Raw genomic sequence first — 24,535 nt, forward strand, 5'->3', positions numbered from 1 at the left:
TACTTCGCGTCGGCTCGCCCTGCCTCGGGCCTCCCCGGCGGAAGTGCAGCACCTGTGCCGATGCTTCGCAGGCGTAAGCCAGCAAAGAGCCAAAGTAGTTCAAATTTTTGAATAGTTTGTCAGTCTAGCAGCCTCGCGGCGGGAACCATGCAATGAATGCAACAGGTGCCAGATGATCCGCAGCACGTTCAGCAAGTTGAAGGCCATTTTCACCCCGCGGCCTTCGGCAAGGAATATCTCGCCCAGGTTGCTTGAACTGGCCACCTCGGGAAACGTCGACGCCCAGGCAAAACTGGCTGAAATCTACTTCAACGACGGCGGCGAGGAACACTACGCCGCCTCGCTTCACTGGAACCGGCAGGCCGCCCGACAGGGCCATCTCGCCGCGCAGGCTCGTCTCGTCACGATCTATCAAAGAGGCCTTGGCGTCGAACGTGACCTGAAAGAGGCCTCACGGTGGCTGCGCAACATCGGGCAACCGCGCTCGCGCGGCGAGTCCGTCCGCGCCGTTTCCGGCAAGATCGTCAAACAGGAAGCATAACGAGCGACAGCCGGTCTCTATCCTCTTGCCCGACTACCGCTAGGGCGGTGCGAGAACCGCGCCATTGCGTCAGGCCGAACGTTTCAAGCCGCACCCGGAATCAAAAAGGCCGCTTCAATGACGAAACGGCCAGCCTGCAATATCCTTAGCCCGCTTCCCGTCGCTTGGCAAGCCCTCCCGCCAAACTTTGTTTCCGTTTTGTTCGTTTTTCACGAACCGCATCCCACTCCTCTCCGGCGTTACCGGCAACTCAGGCGTCGTTTGGTGATATAATTGCGCCCGGCGCGCAACGCTGCCAGCGCCTGGCGTCCTACACGGCAATGGATCGTCGGGCAGGCCAGAGCGCGCGCCGGTGTCCGGTTCGATGGTGAGGCGGCCGAAGGCCCGCTCCCACGATGACGGGAGGATTTCATGACCCCACGATTTCTGATTGTCGCTGTGATCGCGGCGCTTGTTGCGCTTGCCGGCTGCACCACCGACCAGGCCAGTCGCAATACTGCCCCTGCCCCAAGCCCGGGCATGCAAGGCGGCCAAAGCATGGGTGGCGGGAGCATGGGTGGCGGAGGCATGGGTGGCGGAGGCATGGGTGGCGGAAGCTCCGGCTACTAGCGCACCGCACCTTTAGGCGCGGGTGGCGCCATCCTTCGCACGTCGCCCCGCATCGGCCATTTCAGATTGAACCTCCGGCGCCGAAGTGCGTTGAGTAACCATGACGCGCATTCTCGGTGCCACGCCATTTGTTTGCGCGCATTCTGTGTTAAGCTTCCCTTGGGAGGAAAATGCCATGGAGAATTTCTTCGCACTCGCCGCCATCGTCGTCGGCTCCGCCATCTTGGGGCTCGCGCTTGCCTACGGAATGCGCCGCAAGGACGCGCACCGTCCGCCCGATCATGACGACGCCCGGTTGAAATTCTAGGGCACAGGTTCTTCCGCAATAGGGCTTTCGGCGCGGCCATCTGCGCACGGCGCTCCATGCTGCTCGCACGGCACCGCCAGCGATCCGGCGGAGTTGCTTTGCAATCCCCGCGAGATTCATTCGGACGCCGCCAGGCGTCGCTCTCGCAACGACTCCGATGAAATTTCGCCTGCTTGTCGCTGGCCCCGCCGCCGCACTTCCATTTCCTGCCTCAGCCGAACTCTCCCCCGACAAACCAGACGTGGGCGAGAAAGGTCAGGGCGCTTTTCATGAACAACCTCCCGTCTCCTAAAGAAGACAAGCCCGGGAATGGCGGGTTGTCGTGGCTATGTCCGCAGGTCGTCGACGCGGCCGCCATGCCGATGCTGCGAAAAACGACGAAACTGCCGGTCTTTACGCCTGGCATGAATGACGCCGAACGCATGCTCAGGATGCCTGTCGTGTTCTTGGGCAAGGAACCGGGCACGGCGGGTCGCTAGCCTCGCCGCCTGCGAACCGGCAAAGTCCCACTTCGGCCCGCGCTCGCCTACCCTGTGCTCGGGCCGCCGGAACCTTTCCCGCCCCCTCGCCTTACTCCCTGGACACGAGCAAACAAGGAGATGCGAGGATGAGCAAGGCGAACCCGAAATCGCGCGATCCCAGCCAGACACCGGACGATCGGTCGCAACCCGTCGAACCGAACGTCGTGCCCATCGGCAGGATCCCGCCCTTGCCGGCCGATCAGGTGCCCGAGGGCGATGACCTGCCGCCCGGCGACCAGGGCCGCGTGCCGCCGATTCCGAGTCGCGATGAGGCCAATGTGAACCCGGACGATGCCCTGCCGGAAGACAGCGAGGAGAAGATCCTCGACGACGATCCGGGACGCGAAAAGACCCGCTTCGACGAGGAGCTTCCGAAAAGCAGCCGCTAGTGCGTTCTACAAAAAGCGGAAACCGGTGCCCGGTCCGGTGTCGCGTGACGTCAAAAGTCCGGACCACGCCAGTCGCCGACATGAAAAGGCCCGCCGGTCACACCGACCGACGGGCCTTTCTCTTCAAGGTTTCGCCTCTATCAATAGGGCGAGTAGCACTGCTGGCGCGGGCCGCCATAGGGCTGGTAGCTGTTGTCGTAGGCGCGGTAGGAGCGGTAGCGCGAATAGCACCAGTCGACGTGGCTCTGGCTCACGCCCGGTTCATAGCGGCGCGCCGGCGGAGCGGCAATCGCGCCGCCGATCACGACCCCTGCGCCAAAGGCCGCCAGCGGGTACCACCAGCCGTCATTGTGGCGCCGATAGCCGTAGCGCTCATAGCGATAGCCGCGGTAGCCATTATAGTAGCCCCCGTTCCAGCCCGGCCGATAGCCGCCGTTCCATCCCGGCCGGTAGCCCGGACGATAACCGGGACGGTAGGGCCGATACCCACCACCATGCCAGCGCTGACGATATCCGCCATGACCCCAGCCGTGGCCGTTGCCATGCCTGTCACGCACGAGCTCCACATCGCTCTTTTGCACCCGCTCGATGGCGACTGCCGGTACGGCATTCGCCGGCGTGATGCCCGAAAGAGCCGTAACCGCCGCCAAAACGACGATGCCAATCTTCTTCATTCCATCTCACCTGTCCGTTTGGAAACAGGCGCCAGTTTCGCGAAATGACGTGAACCTGCAATGAATGCGATATTCCTAATGTTAAATACAACCGAAAGCAGCGTAGACGACAGGGTTTCCACGGCCTACCCGCGCAGCGTCAGCGCATGCGCGATTAGCGTTTCCACGGCCGCGCCATAGGAAATGCCGTCCGCCGCAAGCGCCTTGGCATACATGCTGATATTGGTGAAGCCGGGAATGGTGTTGATCTCGTTGATGACCAGGCTTCCGTCCGGCCGCAGGAAGAAATCGACGCGCGCCATGCCGGCGCAGGCAAGCGCCCGGAAGGCCCGCTCGGCCATCTCCTGCGCGTGCGCGCCCACCTCCTCGGCAAGCTCCGCCGGCACCTTCACGATCGCGCCGCCGGCGTCCACATATTTGGCGTCGTAGCTGTAGAAACCGTGGCTCTCCGCGGGGATGATCTCGCCCGGCCGCGATACGGTGAGCCTGCCCTTGGCGTCTTCCAGCACCGAGCATTCGATCTCACGCGCCTGCACGAACTCTTCGATCAGCACCTTGTCGTCGTGGCGAAACGCCTCTTCCAGCGCCGCCGCAAGCCGCTCGAGGCTGTCGACACGGCTGACGCCGACGGAAGAGCCCTGCCGTGCGGGTTTGACGAAGACGGGCAGCCCCAAGGTCTCCAGGATGATTTCGGAGGAATAGGCGTCGTCCTGATGCAGCGCGATGGCGCGCGCGACCGGCAGCCCCTCGGCCGCAAGCAGGCGCTTGGCGAGCACCTTGTCCATTGCCGCCGCCGAAGCTGCAACGCCGCAGCCGACATAGGCGACATCGGCCGTCTCGGCATAGCCCTGCACCGTTCCGTCCTCGCCATAGGGCCCGTGCAGCACGGGAAAGATCAGGTCGACCGCGGGCAACAGCCCTTGCGTTCCGTCTTCGGCGATGGTGACCGCCCGCCCCTTGCCGCCCGGGATCAGCGCCACCTGCGTTCCCACCGCCGGAATGGCACGCGGCAGCTCACCGTCTTCAAGCGCGAGCAACAGCCAGCGCCCATCCCTGGTGATGCCGATCGGCACGATCTCGTAGCGGCTGCGATCGAGCGCGGCGACGACGTTGCGCGCCGACATCAGCGAAACCTCATGCTCCGCCGAACGGCCACCAAACAACACGGCAATGCGCAACTTCTCCGTCATGACGGCTTCCTCCAGAATCGTGGCCAATGCTGATCCGCAAGGAAGCGGCCGAAGATGGCAACAAGACGTCAAGGAAATGTGCTATCGCTGCGACAGGAAAATTTTCTCAGCCGACGCTCTACGTTCGGGCGGCCAAGACCGCGAGAACGGATCCGAAGGAGACCCCCGCCCATGGCCGAAGTCCTGCTCTTCCACCACGCCCAGGGGTTGACCCCGGGCCTCCACGCTTTCGCCGATGAACTGCGTGCCGCCGGCCACACGGTTCACCTTCCCGATCTTTTCGAGGGACGCACCTTCACGAGCATCGAAGAAGGCCTCGCCTATATCGGCGCCGTCGGCTTCGACGAGATGCGCGAGCGCGGCGTTCGCATCGCCGACGTGCTTCCCGAAGATCTCGTCTATGCCGGCTTCTCCTTTGGCGTCCTGCCGGCGCAGAAACTTGCGCAGACCCGGCCCGGTGCCCGCGGTGCCCTCTTCTTTCATTCCTGCATCCCGATCAGCGGCCAGTGGTCTTTCGGCCCTTGGCCGCAGGGCGTTCCGGTGCAGGTGCATGGCATGGACAACGACCCGATCTTCGTCGGCGAAGGCGATGTCGACGCGGCACGCGAACTCGTCGAAAAGGCCGACGATGCCGCACTCTTCCTCTACCCCGGCGACCAGCATTATTTCGCCGACAGCTCGCTGCCGTCCTATGACGCGGAGGCGACCGCCCTGCTCACCGGGCGCGTGCTCGCCTTCCTCGATCGCGTCTGACGCAGCGCGGGCGTCGGAACCTTGCCGCAGCCTTGGCCAACGCCCACAGAACCGGGCTGGGTCCGCAATGGGCGGCAACGGAGGCATTCTGGACCACACCAACCCCGGAAAACGAGGCCGCGGCAACCGCGCACCTGACCTTCGAGGGCACGCACGACCAATACGTCGCAGGCATCCCGGCCGAGGTGGCGGCGCGCATCCGGCTGAAAGCTGGGAGGAGGACTGGCGGGTGATGTACCAGCCGGGACGAATGGACACCCAGCGCGCCCTCATCAGGGACTATGGCAACCACGTCGCCCGCTTCGATACCATCGCCTGTTATCTTGCCCGCTGGCAGCCGCCCGCGCTCCTGCTCTGGGGCCGGCATGATGCCTTCTTCGACATCGCCGAAGTTCTCTCCTGGATCGAGGCCTTGCCGCGCATGGAGGCCCACATCTTCGACGCCGGCCACTTTCTGATCGAGACCCACGCCGCCGAAGCGGCATCGCTGAGCGCCGACTTTATCCGAAACACCGAAAGCAAAGCGAAGCTCGGAGATCGACAACGCTGAGCGCAGAAAAGGAAAACCCGCCAGAACCTCCGCCATCAGGCCCAACGTCACAGAATTGCAAGCCACTGGAAACCAGACATAAACTCGAATTACTATAGCGAACGAAGACATCCGGAGAACAATATCCCGGATATTCTCGTTATTTTAATACGAATATCGAATTATTTCGGAGTTTCTGTGCTCATCTACTCGGACGAAAACCTTGAGGTCATCCATCGCCCTGGCGCCTCGCCTTACCTTCTCGTCACCTTCAACGAGATGGAAATCCAGGCAAACGGCAGCCGCTACTGGGGCCAGCGTTTTTGCGAAAAGGCGGATATCGCCGCCCTCGGTTTCATCAGCCGCCGTCCCAACTGGTTTCCGGCAGCGAGCGTCGTCCGCGCGGTCGAGGCCGCAGCGCCGATCCTGAAGGCCGCGCCGGAGCGCATCCTCTACGGCCATTCGCAGGGCGGCTATGCAGCCCTTCGCTACCGCCGGCGTTTCAACGCCACCACGGCCATCGCGTTTTGCCCGCAGGTCTCCATCAACCCCAGAGCGGTCCCTTACGACAATCGATTTCTCCGGCATTTCTCACCCGAGCTGCATGCCAATATGGGCATTGCCCCGGATCACGCCGCCGGCCGCGCCTTCATCTTCTATGATCCCTTCCACGCGGTCGATCGCCGGCATGCGGAGCGTATCGCGAACCTGCAGGCGGAAACCCATCTCACCCCCGTGCAGATGACCGGCCACGGCACCGTCAGGGTGTTTACCGGCACCGAGCGCGCGCTGTCGCTGATCGATGCCTGCCGCGCCAACGACCTTGTCGCCCTGCGCGCACTTGCCCGCACCGCCCGAGCCGACGCGCCGATGCGGCCCTACCAGAACGCCGTCGCCGCGATGGTCCGCCACCCCGCCTGGGCCGATCGCCTGCACGACCGCTTCGGTGATCGTTTCGCGCCGATGGAAAAGGTCAATTTCCTCTACCACCGTGCCAACCGCCACATCGGCGACGGCAACCTCGGCGCGGCGCGCGACATGCTCATGAATGCGCTGGCGCTCCTGCCTGGCGACCCCGCCCTCAAGCATCGTCTGAGGGACCTCGACGCCCGCATCGCCCGCGAAGAAAAACCGGCGACCGCTTCCTGAAGCGGCCAGAGCGATCGGGAGTTGCGAGCAGTCGCCGTGAGGAATAGTGGCATGGGCTGCGGGTACCCTACTCCCGCTTGGGATTAGGTCGCCGACCGGCCGGATAGCAACCCTTCTGATCTCACCGCAATATCACCGAACCGAGGTCACAGATCGACCTCCGGCCGCCAAATGGCGTATTCCTTCCACTGCACGGCAAAACCGGCCTATGGATTGGACAAGCAATGACCACACCTCTGCCCCACCTGACCGAAATCCGCATGCACGAAGAGGCGCTCCACCGTCCCGAAATCCGCCGTTCGCGGGCGGCGGTCGAGGCGCTGCTGGCCGAAGGCTTCGTGGAGTTCGGGGCATCAGGCACGGTCTATCACCGCGCGGAAATCATCGAACTCCTGCTTCAGGAGGACGAAGCGGACGGCGGCAAGCTGCTGACGGATGATTACCGCCTGACGGCCATTGCGCCCGACGCGGTGCTGCTGACCTATAGAACGCATCGGGTCGAAGGCGACGGTTCGGAGCGGCATGTGCTGCGAAGCTCCATCTGGAAGCGGACCGGCGCGAAATGGCAAATGTTGTTCCATCAGGGAACCGTGACAGCACCCGCCCGGTAGTGTCGGCGCACAGCCCCCGTTACACGAAACGCCGCACCAAGGTCAGCGTCAGCATCAGCGCCGAGACGGAGACAATAAGGCTCGCCAGCAGGTAGGCGACCGATGCAGTCGGCTGGCCGCGCTCCCACAGCGACACCACGTCGAGCGAGAAGGTGGAAAATGTGGTGAAGCCGCCGATGAGACCGGTCGTCAGGAACAGCCGCGCATCATGGGCCGAAGGGTCGAGCGCGGCAAACAGCCCGGCGATCAGCCCCATCAGCGCCGAGCCGACGACGTTGATCGCAAGCGTGCCAAAGGGAAACTGGGCGCCGAGCATCCGCACGGCGAGAATCCCTACGCCGTGGCGCAAAACGCCACCGATACCGGAGCCGAGAAAAACAAGAAGAAACCGCATTCGAGCCTCCTGCGCGCTCCAGGGAGCGATCGTCAGCAGGCGTCATCAGCATCAGTGCGGTTGTAAGGGAGACACCATTCCCGTAACTGACATATAGGTCGAAAGCGCCCCCCGATCAACAGGCCCGACTTTTCGCCCGTTCGTTCGCGGTGCTCCGGCGCCTCTTCAGCTTCAGTCGACGACCGCCGCCCGGCAGACCAGCACCTCGCGCAAATTGCCCCGCCGGCGCCATCGCGGCAGCGCCAATTGCCGCCCCGGCCCTCCTCTGCGGACAGGCCGCGCACTCCGGCAAAAGCTCGCAAGGTGATCAACGTGGAAGCGACAGGATAAGTTTTTGCCGATGTTTTCATGGAGCGCCGGCTGTCCGGCAGCGCGACCAACGACCAGTTCTGCCTCCTCCCAAATGTGGGCGGCGGCGACGCCGGCACACCGATCCACGACCACGACCACGAATGCAACATTGAGACCGCCTGTAAGCGCAAGAGCCAGATGACCGTCGTGATCGACGGGACTTCGCACCGGCCTGCTGTGGGGCAAACATCAATCTCAAACGCAGCGTGCCCCACCCGCTATGTCAGCCGCCACACGGCGCGCTACATCCTCATCGGCACGCCAGCCATGTGCGACCGGTCGTCAAGGAAGCTGGCCGGGAGCGCCCGCGGAGTAAAGCAGTGAGAACGCCGACCCCTGAAGCGCTCGATCGCTTGCGCAGAGCGACGCCGAAACTCGGCATCACCCTCTTCCTCGCCTTTCGGGCCAAAGCCCACGGCCCGCCGCCGGTGTCTGTGCCTGTGTCTGGCGGGAGGTCGGGCATGCGACTACCTCGCCAGCTGCGCCGGGTCTGGAGATGCCGCGCCGCCCCGATATCGGCCGTTCGAATTTCAAGCTATGATCGCCCGAATGGAGCCAGTTCCAAGCGCTGTCGTCGACGACCTTTCAGGAGCAACCGACCATGACCCGCGATCAGATGCTCGCCCACCTTCGTGCCGCCGATGAGGTCGCGCGGGAGGCAGCCGTGCATGGCCACCATCCCTTCGGCGCAGTCCTGGTCGGCCCCGACGATCGCATCTTGATGCGCCAGGGCAATCTGGACACCGTACGCCACGCCGAGACGGAGCTTGCCCGACGCGCCGCGGCTGCCTATCCGGCAAAGTTCCTCTGGAGCTGCACGCTGGTTTCGACCGGCGAACCCTGTGCCATGTGCACGGGCACGCTCTATTGGGCAAATATCGGCCGCCTGGTCTATGGCTACGAAGAGGAAAAGCTGCTGGCCGAAACCGGCGACCACCCCGACAACCCGACCATGAACCTTTCCTCGCGCACGGTCCTTGCCTCCGGCCAGAAGCCGATCGAGGTCGTTGGTCCCTTCCCCGAGATCGAGGACGAGCTCCTCAGCCCCCACCGCACCTTCTGGCGGCGGTGACGCGGCCCGCCCGACAGCGGAACGTGCGACCATATCCGAGAACGCCGGAGCGACTCCGCTGGCATTTTCCAGAACAGCCGCACCGGCGTTCGCCTTACTGCACGAAAATTCAAAGTGCTACGGCGCTGCCCGTCTGACAAGACGCGCAGCGCCGTAGGGCGTCAGTTCATGTACCTGGCCAGATAGGACAGCACCTTCTCGGGGTGGCGGCCAAACCAGTTGTAGCCGTCCTCGAAGCGCTTTGTCGTGCCCTCGATCCAGTAGAGTTCCTTGTCGTTGCTCGCGAGCGCGTCGAAGGTGCTCTCGGCGTCACCAGGGTTGTTGATGACGGCATCGTCGAGCACCTGCCACATGAAGACCGGCAGCTTGACGTTCGGAGCCCACAATCTGCCCGACATGTCAGCGGCAGCAAATCCGCCGAGCTTGAGAAGCTCAAGGTCGATCAGTTCCTGGTATTGCGCAATGCCCTGATAGCCCGAGAGCTTGGTGAAGACCGACGTCATGTTCGGGACCAGCGGGCTGAGCAGGCACTTGACGTTCTCGAACAGCTCGGGGCGTTTGGTGATTGCCGCATACTGCGAAACGCCGCCCAGGCACTGGCTGAACAGGGCAACGTCCATCTTGCCCAGGCGCGGATGGGCATCGACGAATTTCTTGACGCCGACGCAGTCACGCCATTCCCACTGGCCGACGCCGCAGACGCCGCCATTGGCAGCCCCGCTCTGCCCGTGATTGCGGAAGTCGTAGGTCAGCACGTTGTAGCCGGCGTCGGTCAGGTGCTTGTACTGGATGACGAAGTCGATCTCGACCGGCTCGATGAAGTTGCCCCACGGCGCGCCCATGTGGCCGGGATAGCCGGCGCGGCACATCGGCAGGGCGTGGTTGAAGATGACAAGCTTGTTGCTCTCGCCGCCCTTGGCCGGAATGTACCAGGCTTCGAGCGGCGTGCCGTCGTCGGACGGGATGGACAGGTCATGCCAGCCTTCCATGCCGTATGTGTCGGGGTTCTTGAAGATGAAGCTGCGAGGCATCTTGATCATGCCGGCGAGCGCCTTGACCTTGGCGTGATCGTCCGCGGAGATGGTCTTTTCCTGCTCCAGGGCCTTCTGCATTCTTTCCTTTGAAATTCCGGTCATGACGAGGCTCCTTTGCCTGTTCGAAGATGCCCGCAACCCGAGACCATGCCCTTTATGCCAGACTGGATCTCGGTGGGTATGGGCTGAATTCTACGTGGGGGAATGGATCGGATAAACCGCCTGGACATGACATCAGTGTTAAGTGATAACTGACAATATGCCGCTAGATCCGTCTCTGCTTCCCGCCATGGCGTGGTTCGTGCACGTCGCCCGCCGCCGCAGCTTCACCAAGGCCGCCTTGGAAATGGAGGTGACGCGTGCAACCGTGTCGCAGCACCTGAAATCCCTGGAGCGGCACTTGAACGTGCGGCTCATCAACCGCACGACGCGCGACATGTCGTTGACCGAGGAAGGACAGCGTCTGTTCGACGTGCTTCAGCCCGCGTTTGCCGCGATCGAAGGTGCGGTCACGGACCTGGGCGAAGCCGGCACGGAGCCGTCGGGCACCATCCGCCTGTCCGTATCACGCGTCGCCGCACGCTCGTTGATCGAGCCGCATATGGCAGCGTTTCTGGCGCGCTATCCGAAGCTGCGGCTGGAACTGGTGACCGACGACGGCCTCTCCAACATCGTGGCTGAAGGCCTCGACGCCGGTATCCGCTTGGGTGAAAGCCTGGACGAGCACGTGATTGCCGTGCCCATCACGCCGCCGCTGGAGATGGCGATCGTTGGCGCGCCCAAGTATTTCGAACGCCACGGCGTCCCCGAGACGCCGCAGGAGCTGAAACACCACAACTGCCTGTCCTATCGTTTCACCTCAAGCGGCACCATCGACCGCTGGACGTTCCTTACCCCCGACCTGGAGGCGCGCACCGTGGTCTATGAGCCCCAGGGCAACGCCATTTTCAACGACGATGGCAGTATGTTGCAGGCAGCACTCGAGGGCCTCGGTCTGGTGCAGCACCTTGATCTCTGCGTTCGTCAGCATTTGCAGGACGGCTCTCTGGTGCGTGTCCTTCTCCCCTGGGCTCATCCCCGTCCCGCTTTCTATCTCTACGTGCCGTCGCGTGCCCAGATGCCCGCCAAGACCCGTGCGCTCGTCGACTTCCTTGTCGAACAGCGCAAACAGCTCGTACGGCGAACCGTGCATAGCGCTTGACGATGGTTCCGTGCCGTTGCGCTGCTTTCCGCTTGGTGCGCCCCTTGGCCACCGGGCGACGAGGAGGAGAAGCTGCTTGCCGAAACCGGCGACCACCCAGAAAAGCCGACCATGAACCTTTCGTCCCGCACGGTTCTCGCCTCCGGCCAGAAGCCGGTCGAGGTCTTCGGCCCCTTCCCCGAGATCGAGGACGAACTCTTGAGCCCCCATCGGACGTTCTGGAGCGGTGAGAATGCCGGTGGCGGTTACATGGCAACGGTCAAATGATGAGCGGAACGCCCGGGCTGCGATCTGAGCGTGTTTCTCCGGCAATCAACAGATCAAGCATCCTATCGAAGTCTTCGGCGCGTTGGAGGTGCTGCCGAACGTCAGGAAGATACTCCGCCCGACTTCGTATGGCCCCGGCGGCAGAGCGGAGGCTGAGCGAAATCTGCTTTGACAGTGCGGCCTCACTTTGAAGCCCTGCGGCCTTTTGCCAAAGGTGATCTTTTAGAGCGTCAAACGCGGGAGCATCAAAGGCATCGGCCTTCAGAAGTCTGCCGACGGCTCGATCAGTCAGTTCTTCCAACACGACATCAAAGTGATTTTCCGAGACGCCCGCTCCTCCGCCAACTTGCCGAGAAAGCAAGACACGCTTTCAACGCTCCGCGCAACGTGTTTGGGCATTGGACTGCACCCTGCCCAAACGCGAAGGCCACATACCACATCGTCCCAGGTGGAAGGGCAGCCAGATTTGAAAAGGACGCCGCCACCTTTGCTCATGACGGCGACGTCCAGATGATCGACAGCACGCCCGTTCGTGCCGATCAGGAGGCCGCAATCACAAGAAGATGGATCGAGATCATTGTCTCGGTGGCCTGGCCTTGTCGCTCCTATCGCAAGCGCTCTGCGCCTCACCCCACCTCCTTCTCCCGCGACAGCCCGAGATGCCAGTGCAGTTCCTTCAGCCCGCGCTTCAGCCAGGCAAGCTGCGGCTCCGGCATGGTGCGCAACATCTCGTAGTCCATGATGCAGACATTGAAGACGGTGGTTTTCACCTGCGGCCCGTCCTGAAGTTTCAAAAGCACGCCTTCCAGCTCCATCATCCGGTTTGCCGCCTGGCGGGCGCTGCGCGCGCGCTCGGCGCTCGTTTCGCCGGCAAAGCCCTTGACGCTGAAAAGCGACTGCGCCCTGACACTTGGAAAGGGAATGCCGGTGAGGCTGTAATAGCGCGCCATCTGCCGGGCATACTCGTCACCGGCCTCGCGCTCATGCGCAGTCAGCTTGCCGTCGAGGAACATGCGGCCGAGCGTGTAGCCGGCAAAGGGGCTCGCAACGTCGACGTCGCGCCTGCCGGAAAAATGCATGCGCTTGCGCGCGTCCAGCGCCACCGAGCGCACCTCCCTTTCGGTCTCGCCGTGCTTGATCTGCCCACCGGGATAGCGCGCCACGTCGGCCTTGCGCGGCCGGCCGACCCGGCTGGCGCGCTTGATGCGGATGCGTTCTGCCTTGGATGTCATCGTATCGTTTCCTCGTTTCATTGCTGCGCCATCGCTGCGCGCCGGCATCCCGACCTGGTTTTCGCTGGCGCAAGATCAGTCTAGATTTCAAAAGCTTGCCGTCAGCGACTGGCGCCGCGCCGGTTCACCGCGTGCAACACCGACGTATGGTCGCGGTGGAAGATGCGGCCGAGCGCCGGCAGCGAGAGATCCTTGCGCTCCTCGTAAACCGCCGCCATGCAACGGTGGCGCGGCTCGACCAGTCGCCGCTCGCGCCCGACGCCGATGATCTCGTCCCAGGTGACGCCGGGATAGGCGGCAAGCACATCCTCGATGATCTCGCGCACCGGCCGCCGGCTGAAGAGATCACCGCCCGCCGCATCCGCAGCACCGCAGATGACCCGCGCCTGCGAGAGAAGCCGCGCCTCGGCATCGGCGAGCGCCAGCTCCAGCTCGGCGATCCGCCTCGTCTGCGTGCGCACCTGAACGGCGACCATGCCCGCCAGATCTTCCAGTGTCGCAACCGGCGCCGCCTCAGCGTCAGCCGCTGCCATCCCGACGAAGCCATCGCTTCGCTGGCCGCGGGGCGCCACCAGCTGCCGCTTTGCCCTGTCTTCCGCCGACCTTCGCTCCACCGGGGCGTCTGTACCCAGCTCCGTGCGCGCCGGCCCACCGCGCCGTAACCGCCCGGCGGCCGCCTCACCCGGTGACACCGGCACGCCGCGCGCCCTCGCTGCAATGCCGTTCGTCATCCCGGCCGCTGAGTGTTCCCCTGGCATGAATTCCGTTGCCTCAGGCTGCATGGTGGATCTCCCTCGTTGCGGATGCGCTTGTCGTCCTTGCGGCCGCCTTGACCGCTGCATGGGTCTTGCGGAAGGCGTCCAACCTTGCGCGGACACGGGCGCGGCTGGCTTCGGAGCGGCCGGTCTCGCGGGGCTTGAGGGCGGCGACCGTCTCGCGCTTGCGGGCAAGTTCGGCTCGCATGCCCAGCGCCTCCGCCCTTGCCAGGGCCGCCAGAACCGGCGGCTTCGGGATCGTGCCCAGCAGCACATTGGCGTTGGCCGCATAGTCGCCGCGGATCAGCTTCTGCGTCGCAGCCGCCAGGCCGCAGGCCGGCACGCCACAGAGCGCATAGTGGTAGACCGCGAGGATCTTCTTCGGCTCGATCCCCTGCGGCATGGGCATGCCGGCCGTCTGCATCGCGTCCAGGCTCCGCAGCACCGCCGCCTCGCTCGCCGGCGCCAGCCGTTCAGTGAGCGCGGTAATCTCCCGGTTCAAGGTCGAAAGCCGGGCCTGCGCCGGCAAAGTCATCATTTCCAGAAACGTCATTGTCTCGGGTCCCTTTCAGTTCGTTTTCAATGGCTTGCCTGCATTCCCGCTGATGGCGGGCAAAGGCGGTTTCGTACGGCGGCGCCTGCTGGCGATGTCCGCGTCGTGGCGGTCCGGCGTCATCCATCTGGCCCACTTTCAGTCGGCCTGCGACGCGGGAAACGCCCGCCCCCTGTGGCCTGCCGGCATTGCGCATCCAGTTCCGCCAGGTGGCCGCCCAGTCGAGCTTGGTGGCATTGCGGCCGGCCTTGGCGCTCCAGTAGTCGCGAAACTTGTCGAATTCGACCGACGCCTCGGCCGGCTCGAAGCCGAGCCCGGCGGCGAAATCCCAGTCGGGTTCGAAGGCCGCAGGCAACCGGCTCGCCCTGCGCCCGCGCTGTGCGGACGGTCCTGCATCGGCTTCCCCCAGGTGCAGATCGAGTTGCGCATCGCTCCCGGCCGGAGTCGTGTCGGGAGAGTTAGTTTCTTTAGGGGGTGCGGGGGAGCTTTCTTTATCAGAGAGGACACCCGCCCCTGTCGCAGTGACATCGCGTGACGTCACGCGGGCGCGGCGGCGCTGCTGCCGTTCACGATCGCCGGCCCGGCGCCGCTCGAGCTCCGACTGCTGCCCCGCTTCGGCGGCGCGCACAGCGCAAAGGATCATTTCCGGCGAAGCACCGCATTGAACCAGCGCCTCGACGATCGCGGTGATGCGCATGGCCGTTACTCCCGGCCGAGCCGATATGTGGCGCCGGCCGTGGCCTTGCCGGCCACCGCAACGACAGAGTTGCGGCATGCCAAAGGCGGCAGGAAGCCTGCGTCCCTGCGCGCCCCGGTTCGTCCGCCCCGCTCGCCAGTCCCTTCTATCAGCCTGTCCTGCGCCATGCCTCTTCCCACACCTTCGCCTTTGGCCGCCCCATCTGGCACGGCCACTCCATCGCGCTTTCCGCGCGCCAATTCCGGTTGTCTCCCCCTGCCGGCAAGCCACCTCTGTGCCCGCCCTCGATGGGCGGACCGGTCAGGCCCTTCGGTCCCTTCCGCGCATCCGGAAGGAATGCACGCGGGACGACGGGTAGCGCTCGCAAGCAGCGGCCCACTCACAAGGAGCACGGTCGCCTGCTCGGGTGCCGAAACCGCGCGCGCCGCCGACCGCAACCCTTGCCGGTTGCGGAGACACATGCGCCAGTGACGGCTTGCCGACATCGAGTAGAAAGCGAGAGGCTCCGGGGAGGAAGCGGACCCTCTCGCCCGCTGCCAGCTCCGCGATCGTTGCGACCGGAAGACAAGCAGCATTTTCAAAAATGCTCGCCGCATGCGCTGCGGCGATCAATCTCCAGGCCTCAATCGGGCCCTCTGCGGATGAAGGCGGACATTGTCGTCCGCATCACCCAGGCGCCAGCATTGCCGGCCGCCGCTGGAAAGTTGGTGATTTGCACCGCTCATTTCCGTTGACATCCTATTCATAGTAGGATTTCCTACACTCATCAAGAGGAAATTTCCTATTGGACGTAAGAAACGGAATCTGGGATGCCAGTGCCATGGACGAGTTGCGCCGCCTTATCCGGGAAGCAGTCGATGCGAAGAAGACGACCTACAAGGATCTGTCGATCGCGATTGCGAAGAACCACGCCTATATCCAGCAGTTCGTCGAGCGCGAGACGCCGCGGGAGCTGCGCGAGCGCGACGCCCGCACGATCGTCGATCTGATTCAGGGCGCCCCCGTCGCCGGCGAAGCGGCACCCAGGCGCGCACCCGGCTTCGCGCCGCAGATCGTTCCGGGCGAACAGCTCGTCGGCCATCGCGACCTGCCGATCTTTGCCGCAGCCCAGGGCGGCGACGGCCACGTGATCGTCACTTTCGATGCTGTGGAATATGTGAAGCGCCCCTCGGTGCTCGAGGGCGTCAAGGGCGCCTACGGCATCTACCTCACCGGCAGCTCGATGATCCCGGCTTATGAGCCCGGCGACATGGCGCTCGTCCACCCGCACCTGCCGCCGGCCCGAGACAAGGACGTAGTGCTCTACCATGTCCCGCCCGCCAACGACGCCGAGGCGATCATCAAGCGGCTAGTCTCCTTCAACGACCGTGAATGGACGCTGCGGCAGTACAACCCCTTCCTGGAATTCACAGAGAGCCGGGTCGAGTGGTCCTTCTGCCACCGGGTCGTCGGCAAATACAGCGCCCGCTGAAGCCCACAAGGATAGATCGTAAATATCCCTGTATATTCAACAGGATATACCGCTTCCCTGATTCAATTCGTGCAGCACCGCCTGGCTGGTTGCGCGCTCAACTATTGAGCGATAGGCGCCGGCTCGCCGGCGATCGCCGCGGAAAATTCGTTTCGACCAACGGCGATTCAACTCCGCACCAATGCCCGCCGGCCCTCACACGGATCCCGCAAGAAGCGATGATTGCGGCGTGCTTTCACTGACGGGACAGCTGGGCAAGACATCGCCTCATGACCGGCAAGGCCTAGCAAGGCAAGCGCCCGAAGTCCCCATACCGCCGCCAGTCGTTCCGCCTGCTGCTTCCTGCATGTCGGCACTCAGGCCGCCATCTCCTCCTCGATCTCCATCGGCAGATCGCCCGACATGAAGAGCACCGTGGCATCCTCGAACTCTCCGGTCGCAAGGTCGCCCGCGCGGCTGAAGGCGACAACACCCACCTTGGTCGCTGCCAGCCTTTCGGCCAGCCGCACCGCATGTTCAGCCCCGGTCGCCTGCACCGGATTGTCGGCAAGCAATGCCCCGCGGCTTCCCAGCGTGAAGCTCTGAACGACGAAATAGGTGATCATCCCATGCTCCTTTTCCGCCACCTGGAATGGCGGCCCCAAGGTGGCGCAATCCATCGAACAAAACAAGAACAAATAATCGCCTATCGACAACTGCGCGTCGTCCCGCGCAGAAATTTCCTGCCGGCAGTGCGTTTCCTATTGACGCATAAATAGGAATTTTCCTATATTTCACCAATGACAAAACCGGAGGAACCGATGGCACCCGAAAGGGCACGCCAGCGCGCCCCTCGAACAGGCCGAGGTGAACGATGCCCGACGTGCTGATCGCGGATACCTTGACGGGTGCCACCCCTTTCCTTCGCGGATGTGAGATCATGCTCGCCGTCATGACGCTTGGCGCCGGCTATTTCTGTGAGGAGACCGAGACCGTCGGCACCACCTACCGCACCGCCGCCGACTGGCTACGTGTCCACGATGGTGAGCATGTCGCCAAACTGATCCGCTTCGATCTCGATGCTCTCCACGGCGAAGATGTGACCGAGACGGTCGCCGCCGCCTGGCTCGACGGTTACGACCAGAGCCCGGAGGAAGAGCACAAGCTGCCGGCCTTCGTGCGCACCTCCGATGCCTGGGAGCGATGGTGCGCGGACTTCGGCGCCGACCGCGGACCCTACAGCCAGGCCGTCCACGGCACCCTCAACCACCACCAGCAGTTCGGTGCCGATCTGCGATGACCATGACGCTCGACAAGTCCGCCCTCTTCGCTGCCATGGAAGCCTTCTGGGATGCCGAAGGCGGCAACGAGCGCGGCGTGGAAGCCGCGATCGCGGCCTATCTGCAGCGCCAGAACCTCGCCGCCTTCCACGACATGGCCACGCGCAAGCGCGCAGCCTTGGCCGCCGCAACCGCCCAGCGCGTATAAATCCTTTCAAGGGGATAGCGACTGCGCAAAATGCCCAATATTGGCAATCATTATTAATTTGCAAAAATGCTAATAAAGTAAGCGGGGAGCACAACGAGGAGAGATTCGATGCCGCGCCTTGCCCATCTGTACTTCAAGACCGCAATCATCTTCCTGATCATCGGACTCATTATCGGCCTGCATATGGCGATCAGCCAGGATCACGCCGCGACACCGGCGCATGCCCATACGAACCTGCTCGGTTGGGTCACGATGGCGATCTTCGGCATCTACTATGCACTCAATCCCGCCAAGGCCGAGCGCCGGCTCGCCCTGATCCAGTATTACGTCTACACGTCCGGCGTCGCCGTGCTGGTGCCCTCGCTCTATCTGATGGTCACCGGCAGGCCCGAGATCGAACCCGTCGTCGCCGCGGCTTCGATCGTCGCCTTCATCGGCGTGCTGCTGTTTGCGGTCGTCATCTTTTCGAGCAGCGAAACGGTCGCTCAACCGAGCGCGCTGCGGCCGCGATAGAGCGCATCCGGGCACCGAGCCCGCCGCGACCGGTGCAGGCAAACGCAGGAAAGGCCGGAACGCCTTTCCTGTCCTGACCTCGGTTGTCCTACTTCGAGGTCGACTTCAGCACCCGGTGCGTCGCATTGTCGAGTGCGTGGCCGGTCTCGACACTATCCTCACGAATGCCGCGCGCCGTGTTGCCGCACGCCGATAGGGCAAGAAGCGCCAGGCAGTGGACCATGAGCATCGTCTTCGACATCCTCGTCTCCGTCAGTTTCTCCTATCGGAAATGAGGCGGAGCGCCGCAAAGTCAATCGGTCGGCTTACAACCGGAACGACGAGGACGGCCGCAACACCGAGTGCCCGACGCCCCCGCCTTCCGGGGAATTATTTTGGCAAGCGTACCAGAATCGCCGAATCAGGCCTTCCCCCGGCCGCCTTGCGCGCGTTAGCTTCCGTACCGCGCAGTACGTTCTTTCTGGACTGCGCTTCCCCGCACCCTGAGCCATTTTGGGTGCCTGCTTGCCCCGCCCTCGTGCGGGGCTCTTTCTTTTTCGCGGGCTTTTGAGTGCGCTTCAGTCGACCTTGAACACGGCGTCGCCGACGAAGACGATCACATACTGTCCGCCTTCGCCCTCACGCGCCCAGCACTGCAGCGTCTGCGCATAGGGCGGCTGTTTCCAGATTTCAGGATGGTCCGGATCGACGAGAACCGTGACCTGCGGCCCCTGGCGATAGATCATCATCCGCGAGCGCGCCGGGTCCCAGGCGTCGTCCAGGTCCGCATCCGTGCGCCAGAGACAGAGGAAGTCGCGACACAGTTGCGGCCGCTGCGCGTAGATCCGGCACCCCTCGCCGTCCATACAATGCCGGCACCAGGCATTCGCCGGTTTCGCCAACGCGTCGATATCGGGCAGCCGGCAACAGAGCGTGCAGGTGCCGCAGGCCCGCGCGCCAAGCGGCGTAGAGGTCGAAGGGGTCGGATTGCTCATCGGCGAACGCTATATCACGGAGCCCTTACCCAAGGGAACGCACCGGCGATGTTCACGCCTTAGCATCGTGCCGAGCCAAGCGATCGGCGCCCCGAACCCATGGCATTGCGTGATTGCCTCACCCGCGTTCTTGATCTAAGTCCGAGCTATATTATGTATGAAAAATACATATCGGAATGGGAATGAAAGACATTACCTATCCTTTCAGGGATCAATCCGACGCTGGGATGATCGCGGACCGAAACGTCTTCGATCGTCTCGCCACCTGGTATGAAACGGCCAAGGTCGAGCGTCGCGAGAGCTCGGAAAGCCGCGAGGTGGAGCTGCGCTGTGTCAGCCCTCTCGGGCAGACATCGCTTTATCCCGACGACCTTCCGCTGGTTTTCCTCACGCGCAACGATGCCAGATTGATGCCGGGCTTTCTGGCGCATTACCGGTCGCTGGGCGTTACCCGCTTCATCTGCGTCGACGATGCCTCGACCGACGGTACGCGCGAATATCTGCTGGGTGAGCCCGATGTCGACCTGTGGGCGTCGACGTTGCGCCACTGGGAAGCCCGGCACGGCCGCCTCTGGCGGGAGGCGCTGTTTGCGCTCTATGGCGGCGAGCGCTGGTACGTGAATGTCGATTCCGATGAGTTCCTGGTCTACGACGATTGCGAGAACCGCACGCTCTGGTCGGTGATCCACGCGCTTGAAGACCTGAAAATCTCGCGGCTGCCGGCACCGATGCTGGACATGTATCCGATCGATCTCGGTGCGGCGGACGTCAACCAGCTGAAAACCCGCGCCCCCTGGGAAATCGCCGATCATTTCGACAGCCGCGGCTATTCGCTGGCGACCACCACGCGCGCCATCACCGTCAAGGGTGGCGCGCGCCACCGCGAGTTCGATTCCGACCTGGAACTGATCAAGTATCCGCTGATCTTCTGGGACGAGGACTGTCGCTTCGGCGCCGGCATCCATCAGCCGCTCCCCTTTCAGCGCAACTTTTCCTCCGTGCTCGGCGCGCTTCTCCACTTCGCGCTCTTCGCCGACTACAAGGAGATCGCCGAAGACGCCGTCTCAGGCGGCCCGCATTTCGATGGTTCGGCCGCACACGCCAGAACGCAGGAAGCGCGCAGCAGCACGGATCTGCTGCAACTCTTTACCCACTCCTCGGTGAAATTCGGCGGCTCGAAGCAATTGCTCCGGCTCGGCTTCATCACCCCTGTTCCCAGGGCCGCCGCCGGCGGCGAACGCTAGGGCGACAGCCCCGGCCCGCGCCACTCCGTATCTACACGGAAAAGCGCCAGCTCTCCCGGCGCGGCAACCCTGCGGCACCAGGCAATGCACCACTTGCGGCCATGTCCCATCCCCGACGCCATAATCGGCGCGATCAGTCGTCTCGCGACCGGATGGACCGTTTTTCAACCGACCCGCGAGCTTGGCCGTTGATTATTCGACCGACCGCTCCATTTACAGTTCTGAGGCACTTAACCTGAGGAGAAGCCTGCATGAATCGAAACACAGTCATCGGTATCGTGGTTGTGATCGTGCTCATCGTCCTTGGCGTCGTGTTCCTGAAACCGGGGGCCAACAAGCAAGCCACCGAGACAGCACCGGCGACGACGACGACGCAGCCCGCGAAGACCGAGCAGCCCGCAACGGCGCAGCCGCCGGCAACGACTGACCAGTCGACGACTCAGCCCTCGACCACTCAGCCGTCAACGACCCAACCGTCCACGACGACCCAACCGTCGACAACGCAGCCGTCTACGAGCCAGTAACGGCCCCAAGCCGCGACCACCCCTGCCGCACTGGCGGCCAGTGGGTGGTCGCATCGGCAGTTGAGCGACACTGCGGCGCTGCCGCGGCTCGGGATCGCCTTTTGCCAGCCATGATGGCAGCCGCCCCGGCGCAGGGCTTCATCAGGGTCGGCGAGGTTCGTATTGCCAATGAAAGCGCTTGCGCAGTTCTTTCAGGCTCTCATCCCAGGTGTCACGCTGGCAAGCCGCAATCGCCCTGTTCGCATGATCCCTAGGGACTGCGAAACTGTAGCGCGGTACTTCCATGTAGCGCGTGTCCGCGCTTCGGCGGGGCCTTTTGTCCGGGTGACGACGAGAACGGAAAAACATTCCGCCCAGCTCTCTTCCTTCATGCCGATATCCAGCTGCAGCAGGAAGGACACACCGTCCCGCACAGGCAGTTCGGGACCGACGTCGCCATCAAAATCGAACTCCGCCCCCCACTCCCGGTCGCCGCCATAGGCCCATTTCAGGTCGAGTTCCCTAAACATCCGGTGTTACTCGGCTGTCAGCGGTCGGGCTCAAAAACAAGAACAGCAACAGCGCAGCCGGGGCGACGACGGCCCAGGCGCCGAATGCCCGGCCAAGACCGCCGGCGGCGACGGAATATCCATAGAGAAACAGGAACGCGATGCCTGCGTTGGCGACGCCAAGATCCACCAAGCGCCGCAGCGTCAGAAAACCCGCGTAGCCGTAGCAGAAAATCAACGCGCTCTTCATAGACGTCCCTGCTTCGTCAGCCACCGCAAACGGCAAAAGTGCAGCAAGCACCAAAGCGAACAGCATGATGCCGAGCAGATAATCCACCCGGCCGAGCGGAACGGTGGCAAACAGTATTCTCCTGATCCTTGCCAATTGCATTCTTCACTCGCCCGCATTGATTGCATGGTGGCGACATACAGGCGACGACTGCAAGGCTCCATCCTCGCGACACCGCTTGCGCTCGGAAATGTCGAGGCCATCGACCGCCCGCATCGGCCGGTAGATCGAACGCCGCCACGCGCACATCCGCCGCGTCACCGCCCTGTTCCGTTCAGGCTCGCTGGTGCTATGAATTCGGCACCCACCCACGGAGCCCCGAATGCGCGTCGTCCTCCTTTGCTCGCTGCTGCTTCTCTCGTCCTGCATCCCCCACATCCCTGAAGAGGTTCTCGATGCCGGCTGGTGCCGGGATATGGCGGCGGCAAAGGCCGGGGCGACCGGCAAGGAGCGGGAAAACCTTGCCGCGGCGATGATCAGGCACCACTGCGCCGCCAAGCTCGCCGCCGCGCAACAGTCGGCAGCACCGTCCGATCAGGGCGACCCTGGGTCCCAACGACCCAAATCGTGAACCTTGATCGATGGAAGGAAGAGGCCCGCTCGGGGCGGGCCTCAGTTCTGCCTCGTCCACGGATAGCCGACCGGCAGTTGCCATAGCGAAATCTCGGCTATCGCAGGCTTCTTCACGCCTTCTTCCGCACCGATATCGCGCAACATGCGATCGGATAGGTGGCTGAGATGGTTGAGCGTCCGCTGACGCCTCCAGGCAGCAACAAGGAAGGCGCCGACGGTCCGTCGGAAGCCGAAGGTTCGGAACAGGTCGTCCATTATCGCCGGCAAGGTGCCAGCGGCGGTAAGTTGCAATTCGCGCATGATTAATCCCGCCGCTCGCAGCGGTCGGGTCCTCTAGATTATGGATGCGCGCGGACACGGAAACGCATTCCGGGAACCGGTCACATCAAGTCAAAATGGAAAATACGAAAAGGCGGAACTCGGGTCGCGCTTATGCGCCGAAGTAACCCGTAGAATTATGGCGTACTCGTCGTGACGGGCATGCCACTCCACCAGAGGTAAGCATCTGTACAAAATTATGATTCATCGTACGCCTCCTCTAGTTTGAGCTCCGATTTGGCGAAAGTTACACGAGTTTACTTTTGCCGCAAGAGGACAATCGCTGACTGTCGGAATGACGAACTGCCTGTTGCACCGGAGCAACAGGTGATGGTTGCGACCCTTTCATGCGTCAACCGACGAAAAGCGCGACCATTCGGGCTGCCGCTCTTTGGCAAGTCGACCCGGCCCGATCATCGACCTCGTCGCCAGCCCCACCGGCAATGGCTTCGACCGCCCGGTTTGCAACGAGCCTCGACCGCTCCAGCGCGGCTCAGAAATATGGCCACAATCTGTTGCCACCTGCCTGCTTGTGGTGGACACTGCACTTCAAAGGTTATTCGAGGTGGAGCGATGGACTTCGAGAAGATCGGTCGGGCCCGACTGATGATGCGACTGCCAAGACACCGGAAACAGATTTCGGAACTGAGGTTCCTGGCGCTCAACAGCCTGATGGCGGCCTATGGCGCCGCCGTGATCACGCGTGATGAGTTGAGAGAGCACGCGATGTCGGATGAACCTCTGACGGTTGCCTATGAAAGCAACTGCCAGGCGATAGAAGACAAGGTGGTGATGCTTCTCACCAATATCAGCCCACGCTTCGTCAATTGAAGCGCGCCGCCACAAACAAAATTTAATCAGCGCTTTAGGAGAAGTTTTGGTGGGTGATCACGGGCTCGAACCGTGGACCCGCTGATTAAGAGTCAGCTGCTCTACCAACTGAGCTAATCACCCATCCGCGACCGCTGCGGTGTGTCCCGCTGCTGTCGTGAGGGGGCGTATAAAGGCGTTCGATTGGGTTGTCCAGCGCCTTTGTGAAAATCTTTTGAAAAATCTCGCGGAGCGACGAAGGGCCCTGTGGACAACGTGCCGCGTGGCTGTTCGGTGTTCTTCAGGACGTAGCCGCGCGCCTTCTAGAGGTGCAGGCAGGAAACGAGGTGCGACGAAAGACGCGTTTGACGCGAGTTTCACGCTCGGCATACTTGCAGCGGAACGGCACAATAACGGCAGCCACAAGTGGAGAGGACATCCCTATGCGCAGCACGATCGCAATTGGCATGCTCGTCGGCGTGCTTGCCGGCATTGCTACCGAAGCGAACGCCGAAGTGCCCTTCTTCAATGCAACGTGCCCCGGCCGTATCGAGGTGCACGCGGATCGGGGTGGGCCGGTCTTCATCAACGGCAGCCAGGCGCGCCTGCGGCGATTCAGCAGTGATTACTACGAAGCAAGCCAGGGGCGAACGACGGTCTCGATCAGCGTCAACCGGGATGGCTCGCCATCGATCAGCTACACGCGCCGGGGCGCTGGCAATGGAGTCTGCCGCGTTGTCTCCGGCGGTGGCAACAATCGTCCGAGACCGGAACGCCCGCCGCAGTACGATGACACCCAGCAGCCGGATCGCGTCGACACGAGGATGATGCCGCGCTTCTGCCAGGGCGAGGCATCGGCCGCATTCGGTGTTCGTCCCAACCGGATCACCGTGAACATGGCCTTCCAGAGCGGCCGGTACTATTGGGTGCAGGGCAACTACGACAGCGGTGGCGGCAGGGCACAGTTTTTCAACTGCCGCTTCGACCTGCGCGGCCGGTTCATCGACGTGCGCTGATCGGGAGGGCGGGTAAAGC

At 63.2% G+C, this 24,535-nt stretch carries 37 protein-coding genes, 1 tRNA gene, 1 pseudogene and 1 riboswitch; of the genes and pseudogenes, 23 read left to right on the forward strand and 16 right to left on the reverse strand.

The genetic code is table 11. From position 1 onward, the window contains the following. Positions 1 to 172: 172 nt before the first annotated feature. From LAC81_RS10125 to LAC81_RS10145, 5 genes are all read left to right on the forward strand, one after another. Positions 173 to 541, forward strand: coding sequence for a tetratricopeptide repeat protein (locus LAC81_RS10125; protein ID WP_223727711.1), 369 nt, complete (start codon positions 173 to 175; stop codon positions 539 to 541). A gap of 411 nt (positions 542 to 952) precedes the next feature. Beyond that, positions 953 to 1,150 carry a hypothetical protein gene (locus LAC81_RS10130; RefSeq protein ID WP_223727712.1) on the forward strand — a complete coding sequence of 66 codons (198 nt, stop codon included), beginning with the start codon at positions 953 to 955 and terminating at the stop codon, positions 1,148 to 1,150. A 100-nt stretch (positions 1,151 to 1,250) separates the two neighbouring features. Continuing rightward, entirely contained in the window at positions 1,251 to 1,457 is a 207-nt protein-coding gene (locus LAC81_RS10135) for a hypothetical protein (RefSeq protein ID WP_223727713.1), read from the forward strand. 269 nt (positions 1,458 to 1,726) lie between these two features. Next, on the forward strand, positions 1,727 to 1,936 hold the full coding sequence (locus LAC81_RS10140) for a hypothetical protein (protein WP_223727714.1): 210 nt from the start codon (positions 1,727 to 1,729) through the stop codon (positions 1,934 to 1,936). Between the two features lie 128 nt (positions 1,937 to 2,064). Continuing rightward, positions 2,065 to 2,367, forward strand: a complete 303-nt coding sequence (locus LAC81_RS10145) for a hypothetical protein (RefSeq protein ID WP_223727715.1) — start codon at positions 2,065 to 2,067, stop codon at positions 2,365 to 2,367. A 140-nt stretch (positions 2,368 to 2,507) separates the two neighbouring features. Here the strand turns inward: LAC81_RS10145 and LAC81_RS10150 are convergent, their stop codons facing one another. Beyond that, positions 2,508 to 3,041 (reverse strand): BA14K family protein, encoded by a 534-nt coding sequence (locus LAC81_RS10150; protein WP_223727716.1) that lies wholly within the window; start codon positions 3,039 to 3,041, stop codon positions 2,508 to 2,510. 125 nt (positions 3,042 to 3,166) lie between these two features. After that, positions 3,167 to 4,231 carry a D-alanine--D-alanine ligase family protein gene (locus tag LAC81_RS10155; RefSeq protein WP_223727717.1) on the reverse strand — a complete coding sequence of 355 codons (1,065 nt, stop codon included), beginning with the start codon at positions 4,229 to 4,231 and terminating at the stop codon, positions 3,167 to 3,169. Positions 4,232 to 4,402: 171 nt separating this feature from the next. On the opposite strand from LAC81_RS10155, the gene LAC81_RS10160 reads away from it, so the two are divergent. The 4 genes from LAC81_RS10160 to LAC81_RS10175 all read left to right on the forward strand — a co-directional run bounded on the left by LAC81_RS10160 (position 4,403) and on the right by LAC81_RS10175 (position 7,273). After that, positions 4,403 to 4,984, forward strand: coding sequence for a dienelactone hydrolase family protein (locus LAC81_RS10160; protein ID WP_223727718.1), 582 nt, complete (start codon positions 4,403 to 4,405; stop codon positions 4,982 to 4,984). A 232-nt stretch (positions 4,985 to 5,216) separates the two neighbouring features. Further along, entirely contained in the window at positions 5,217 to 5,534 is a 318-nt protein-coding gene (locus tag LAC81_RS10165; protein ID WP_223727719.1) for an alpha/beta fold hydrolase, read from the forward strand. Between the two features lie 177 nt (positions 5,535 to 5,711). Then, positions 5,712 to 6,662, forward strand: a complete 951-nt coding sequence (locus LAC81_RS10170) for an alpha/beta hydrolase (protein WP_223727720.1) — start codon at positions 5,712 to 5,714, stop codon at positions 6,660 to 6,662. A 224-nt stretch (positions 6,663 to 6,886) separates the two neighbouring features. After that, positions 6,887 to 7,273: a DUF4440 domain-containing protein gene (locus LAC81_RS10175; RefSeq protein ID WP_223727721.1), complete on the forward strand. Its 387-nt coding sequence runs from the start codon at positions 6,887 to 6,889 to the stop codon at positions 7,271 to 7,273. Between the two features lie 19 nt (positions 7,274 to 7,292). Here the strand turns inward: LAC81_RS10175 and crcB are convergent, their stop codons facing one another. Beyond that, the gene (gene crcB, locus LAC81_RS10180) at positions 7,293 to 7,667 is read right to left on the reverse strand and encodes a fluoride efflux transporter CrcB (protein WP_223727722.1); all 375 of its coding nucleotides are present in this window, start codon (positions 7,665 to 7,667) and stop codon (positions 7,293 to 7,295) included. A 29-nt stretch (positions 7,668 to 7,696) separates the two neighbouring features. Then, positions 7,697 to 7,758, reverse strand: a riboswitch (Fluoride riboswitch). A 257-nt stretch (positions 7,759 to 8,015) separates the two neighbouring features. Here crcB and LAC81_RS10185 point away from each other — a divergent pair. Continuing rightward, entirely contained in the window at positions 8,016 to 8,342 is a 327-nt protein-coding gene (locus LAC81_RS10185; RefSeq protein WP_223727723.1) for a hypothetical protein, read from the forward strand. 277 nt (positions 8,343 to 8,619) lie between these two features. Next, complete coding sequence (locus LAC81_RS10190; RefSeq protein WP_113540530.1) at positions 8,620 to 9,090, forward strand: nucleoside deaminase; 471 nt, start codon at positions 8,620 to 8,622, stop codon at positions 9,088 to 9,090. A gap of 161 nt (positions 9,091 to 9,251) precedes the next feature. Here LAC81_RS10190 and LAC81_RS10195 read toward each other — a convergent pair whose 3' ends face one another. Then, on the reverse strand, positions 9,252 to 10,226 hold the full coding sequence (locus tag LAC81_RS10195) for an alpha/beta hydrolase family protein (RefSeq protein WP_223727724.1): 975 nt from the start codon (positions 10,224 to 10,226) through the stop codon (positions 9,252 to 9,254). A 142-nt stretch (positions 10,227 to 10,368) separates the two neighbouring features. On the opposite strand from LAC81_RS10195, the gene LAC81_RS10200 reads away from it, so the two are divergent. Together LAC81_RS10200 and LAC81_RS10205 are read left to right on the forward strand one after the other, a co-directional pair. Continuing rightward, positions 10,369 to 11,325 (forward strand): LysR family transcriptional regulator, encoded by a 957-nt coding sequence (locus tag LAC81_RS10200; RefSeq protein ID WP_223727725.1) that lies wholly within the window; start codon positions 10,369 to 10,371, stop codon positions 11,323 to 11,325. Positions 11,326 to 11,436: 111 nt separating this feature from the next. Further along, the gene (locus LAC81_RS10205) at positions 11,437 to 11,592 is read left to right on the forward strand and encodes a hypothetical protein (protein WP_223727726.1); all 156 of its coding nucleotides are present in this window, start codon (positions 11,437 to 11,439) and stop codon (positions 11,590 to 11,592) included. On the opposite strand, the gene LAC81_RS10210 is transcribed toward LAC81_RS10205, so the two are convergent. Continuing rightward, entirely contained in the window at positions 11,585 to 11,893 is a 309-nt protein-coding gene (locus LAC81_RS10210; protein WP_223727727.1) for a hypothetical protein, read from the reverse strand. The genes LAC81_RS10205 and LAC81_RS10210 overlap by 8 nt on opposite strands. A 173-nt stretch (positions 11,894 to 12,066) precedes the next feature. On the opposite strand from LAC81_RS10210, the pseudogene LAC81_RS38525 reads away from it, so the two are divergent. Beyond that, positions 12,067 to 12,179: pseudogene (locus LAC81_RS38525) on the forward strand (IS5/IS1182 family transposase); the annotation flags it as partial. Between the two features lie 39 nt (positions 12,180 to 12,218). Here LAC81_RS38525 and LAC81_RS10215 read toward each other — a convergent pair. From LAC81_RS10215 to LAC81_RS38405, 4 genes are all read right to left on the reverse strand, one after another. Then, on the reverse strand, positions 12,219 to 12,824 hold the full coding sequence (locus tag LAC81_RS10215) for a hypothetical protein (protein WP_223727728.1): 606 nt from the start codon (positions 12,822 to 12,824) through the stop codon (positions 12,219 to 12,221). Between the two features lie 101 nt (positions 12,825 to 12,925). After that, entirely contained in the window at positions 12,926 to 13,606 is a 681-nt protein-coding gene (locus tag LAC81_RS10220; RefSeq protein ID WP_223727729.1) for a helix-turn-helix domain-containing protein, read from the reverse strand. Next, positions 13,596 to 14,132 (reverse strand): hypothetical protein, encoded by a 537-nt coding sequence (locus LAC81_RS10225; RefSeq protein ID WP_223727730.1) that lies wholly within the window; start codon positions 14,130 to 14,132, stop codon positions 13,596 to 13,598. The genes LAC81_RS10220 and LAC81_RS10225 overlap by 11 nt, the downstream gene beginning before the upstream one ends. Then, positions 14,053 to 14,829 (reverse strand): hypothetical protein, encoded by a 777-nt coding sequence (locus LAC81_RS38405; RefSeq protein ID WP_328717297.1) that lies wholly within the window; start codon positions 14,827 to 14,829, stop codon positions 14,053 to 14,055. Before LAC81_RS38405 ends, LAC81_RS10225 begins: the two co-directional genes overlap by 80 nt. A 784-nt stretch (positions 14,830 to 15,613) precedes the next feature. On the opposite strand from LAC81_RS38405, the gene LAC81_RS10235 reads away from it, so the two are divergent. After that, positions 15,614 to 16,300: a S24 family peptidase gene (locus LAC81_RS10235; protein WP_223727731.1), complete on the forward strand. Its 687-nt coding sequence runs from the start codon at positions 15,614 to 15,616 to the stop codon at positions 16,298 to 16,300. A gap of 356 nt (positions 16,301 to 16,656) precedes the next feature. On the opposite strand, the gene LAC81_RS10240 is transcribed toward LAC81_RS10235, so the two are convergent. Further along, positions 16,657 to 16,905 (reverse strand): hypothetical protein, encoded by a 249-nt coding sequence (locus tag LAC81_RS10240; protein WP_113540523.1) that lies wholly within the window; start codon positions 16,903 to 16,905, stop codon positions 16,657 to 16,659. Positions 16,906 to 17,153: 248 nt separating this feature from the next. Between LAC81_RS10240 and LAC81_RS10245 the strand changes: the two genes are divergently transcribed. The 3 genes from LAC81_RS10245 to LAC81_RS10255 all read left to right on the forward strand — a co-directional run bounded on the left by LAC81_RS10245 (position 17,154) and on the right by LAC81_RS10255 (position 18,280). After that, a complete protein-coding gene (locus tag LAC81_RS10245) occupies positions 17,154 to 17,579 on the forward strand; it encodes a hypothetical protein (protein WP_223727732.1) in 426 nt (141 codons plus the stop codon). Beyond that, positions 17,576 to 17,767 (forward strand): hypothetical protein, encoded by a 192-nt coding sequence (locus LAC81_RS10250; RefSeq protein ID WP_223727733.1) that lies wholly within the window; start codon positions 17,576 to 17,578, stop codon positions 17,765 to 17,767. The genes LAC81_RS10245 and LAC81_RS10250 overlap by 4 nt, the downstream gene beginning before the upstream one ends. 108 nt (positions 17,768 to 17,875) lie before the next feature. Continuing rightward, positions 17,876 to 18,280 (forward strand): hypothetical protein, encoded by a 405-nt coding sequence (locus LAC81_RS10255; protein ID WP_223727734.1) that lies wholly within the window; start codon positions 17,876 to 17,878, stop codon positions 18,278 to 18,280. Between the two features lie 88 nt (positions 18,281 to 18,368). Here the strand turns inward: LAC81_RS10255 and LAC81_RS10260 are convergent, their stop codons facing one another. Beyond that, complete coding sequence (locus LAC81_RS10260) at positions 18,369 to 18,521, reverse strand: entericidin (RefSeq protein WP_223727735.1); 153 nt, start codon at positions 18,519 to 18,521, stop codon at positions 18,369 to 18,371. Between the two features lie 316 nt (positions 18,522 to 18,837). Next, positions 18,838 to 19,254 carry a hypothetical protein gene (locus LAC81_RS10265; RefSeq protein WP_223727736.1) on the reverse strand — a complete coding sequence of 139 codons (417 nt, stop codon included), beginning with the start codon at positions 19,252 to 19,254 and terminating at the stop codon, positions 18,838 to 18,840. 227 nt (positions 19,255 to 19,481) lie between these two features. Here LAC81_RS10265 and LAC81_RS10270 point away from each other — a divergent pair, with 227 nt between their 5' ends. Beyond that, complete coding sequence (locus LAC81_RS10270; RefSeq protein ID WP_419195821.1) at positions 19,482 to 20,498, forward strand: glycosyltransferase family 2 protein; 1,017 nt, start codon at positions 19,482 to 19,484, stop codon at positions 20,496 to 20,498. A gap of 251 nt (positions 20,499 to 20,749) precedes the next feature. Continuing rightward, positions 20,750 to 21,022, forward strand: coding sequence for a hypothetical protein (locus LAC81_RS10275; protein ID WP_113540517.1), 273 nt, complete (start codon positions 20,750 to 20,752; stop codon positions 21,020 to 21,022). Between the two features lie 191 nt (positions 21,023 to 21,213). Here the strand turns inward: LAC81_RS10275 and LAC81_RS10280 are convergent, their stop codons facing one another. Then, positions 21,214 to 21,531: a hypothetical protein gene (locus tag LAC81_RS10280; protein WP_223727738.1), complete on the reverse strand. Its 318-nt coding sequence runs from the start codon at positions 21,529 to 21,531 to the stop codon at positions 21,214 to 21,216. Beyond that, positions 21,524 to 21,901 carry a hypothetical protein gene (locus LAC81_RS10285; RefSeq protein ID WP_223727739.1) on the reverse strand — a complete coding sequence of 126 codons (378 nt, stop codon included), beginning with the start codon at positions 21,899 to 21,901 and terminating at the stop codon, positions 21,524 to 21,526. Before LAC81_RS10285 ends, LAC81_RS10280 begins: the two co-directional genes overlap by 8 nt. Positions 21,902 to 22,121: 220 nt before the next feature. On the opposite strand from LAC81_RS10285, the gene LAC81_RS10290 reads away from it, so the two are divergent. Next, positions 22,122 to 22,370, forward strand: a complete 249-nt coding sequence (locus LAC81_RS10290) for a hypothetical protein (RefSeq protein WP_223727740.1) — start codon at positions 22,122 to 22,124, stop codon at positions 22,368 to 22,370. Positions 22,371 to 22,411: 41 nt separating this feature from the next. Here the strand turns inward: LAC81_RS10290 and LAC81_RS10295 are convergent, their stop codons facing one another. Continuing rightward, the gene (locus tag LAC81_RS10295; RefSeq protein ID WP_113540513.1) at positions 22,412 to 22,672 is read right to left on the reverse strand and encodes a DUF1127 domain-containing protein; all 261 of its coding nucleotides are present in this window, start codon (positions 22,670 to 22,672) and stop codon (positions 22,412 to 22,414) included. A 591-nt stretch (positions 22,673 to 23,263) separates the two neighbouring features. On the opposite strand from LAC81_RS10295, the gene LAC81_RS10300 reads away from it, so the two are divergent. Beyond that, a complete protein-coding gene (locus LAC81_RS10300) occupies positions 23,264 to 23,521 on the forward strand; it encodes a hypothetical protein (RefSeq protein ID WP_223727741.1) in 258 nt (85 codons plus the stop codon). 47 nt (positions 23,522 to 23,568) lie between these two features. Here LAC81_RS10300 and LAC81_RS10305 read toward each other — a convergent pair. Continuing rightward, positions 23,569 to 23,644, reverse strand: a tRNA-Lys gene (locus tag LAC81_RS10305). A gap of 299 nt (positions 23,645 to 23,943) precedes the next feature. Here LAC81_RS10305 and LAC81_RS10310 point away from each other — a divergent pair. After that, on the forward strand, positions 23,944 to 24,516 hold the full coding sequence (locus LAC81_RS10310; protein ID WP_223727742.1) for a hypothetical protein: 573 nt from the start codon (positions 23,944 to 23,946) through the stop codon (positions 24,514 to 24,516). Positions 24,517 to 24,535 lie beyond the last annotated feature (19 nt).

The sequence above is a fragment of the Ensifer adhaerens genome (assembly GCF_020035535.1).
In the GTDB taxonomy this organism is placed as follows: Bacteria; Pseudomonadota; Alphaproteobacteria; order Rhizobiales; family Rhizobiaceae; genus Ensifer.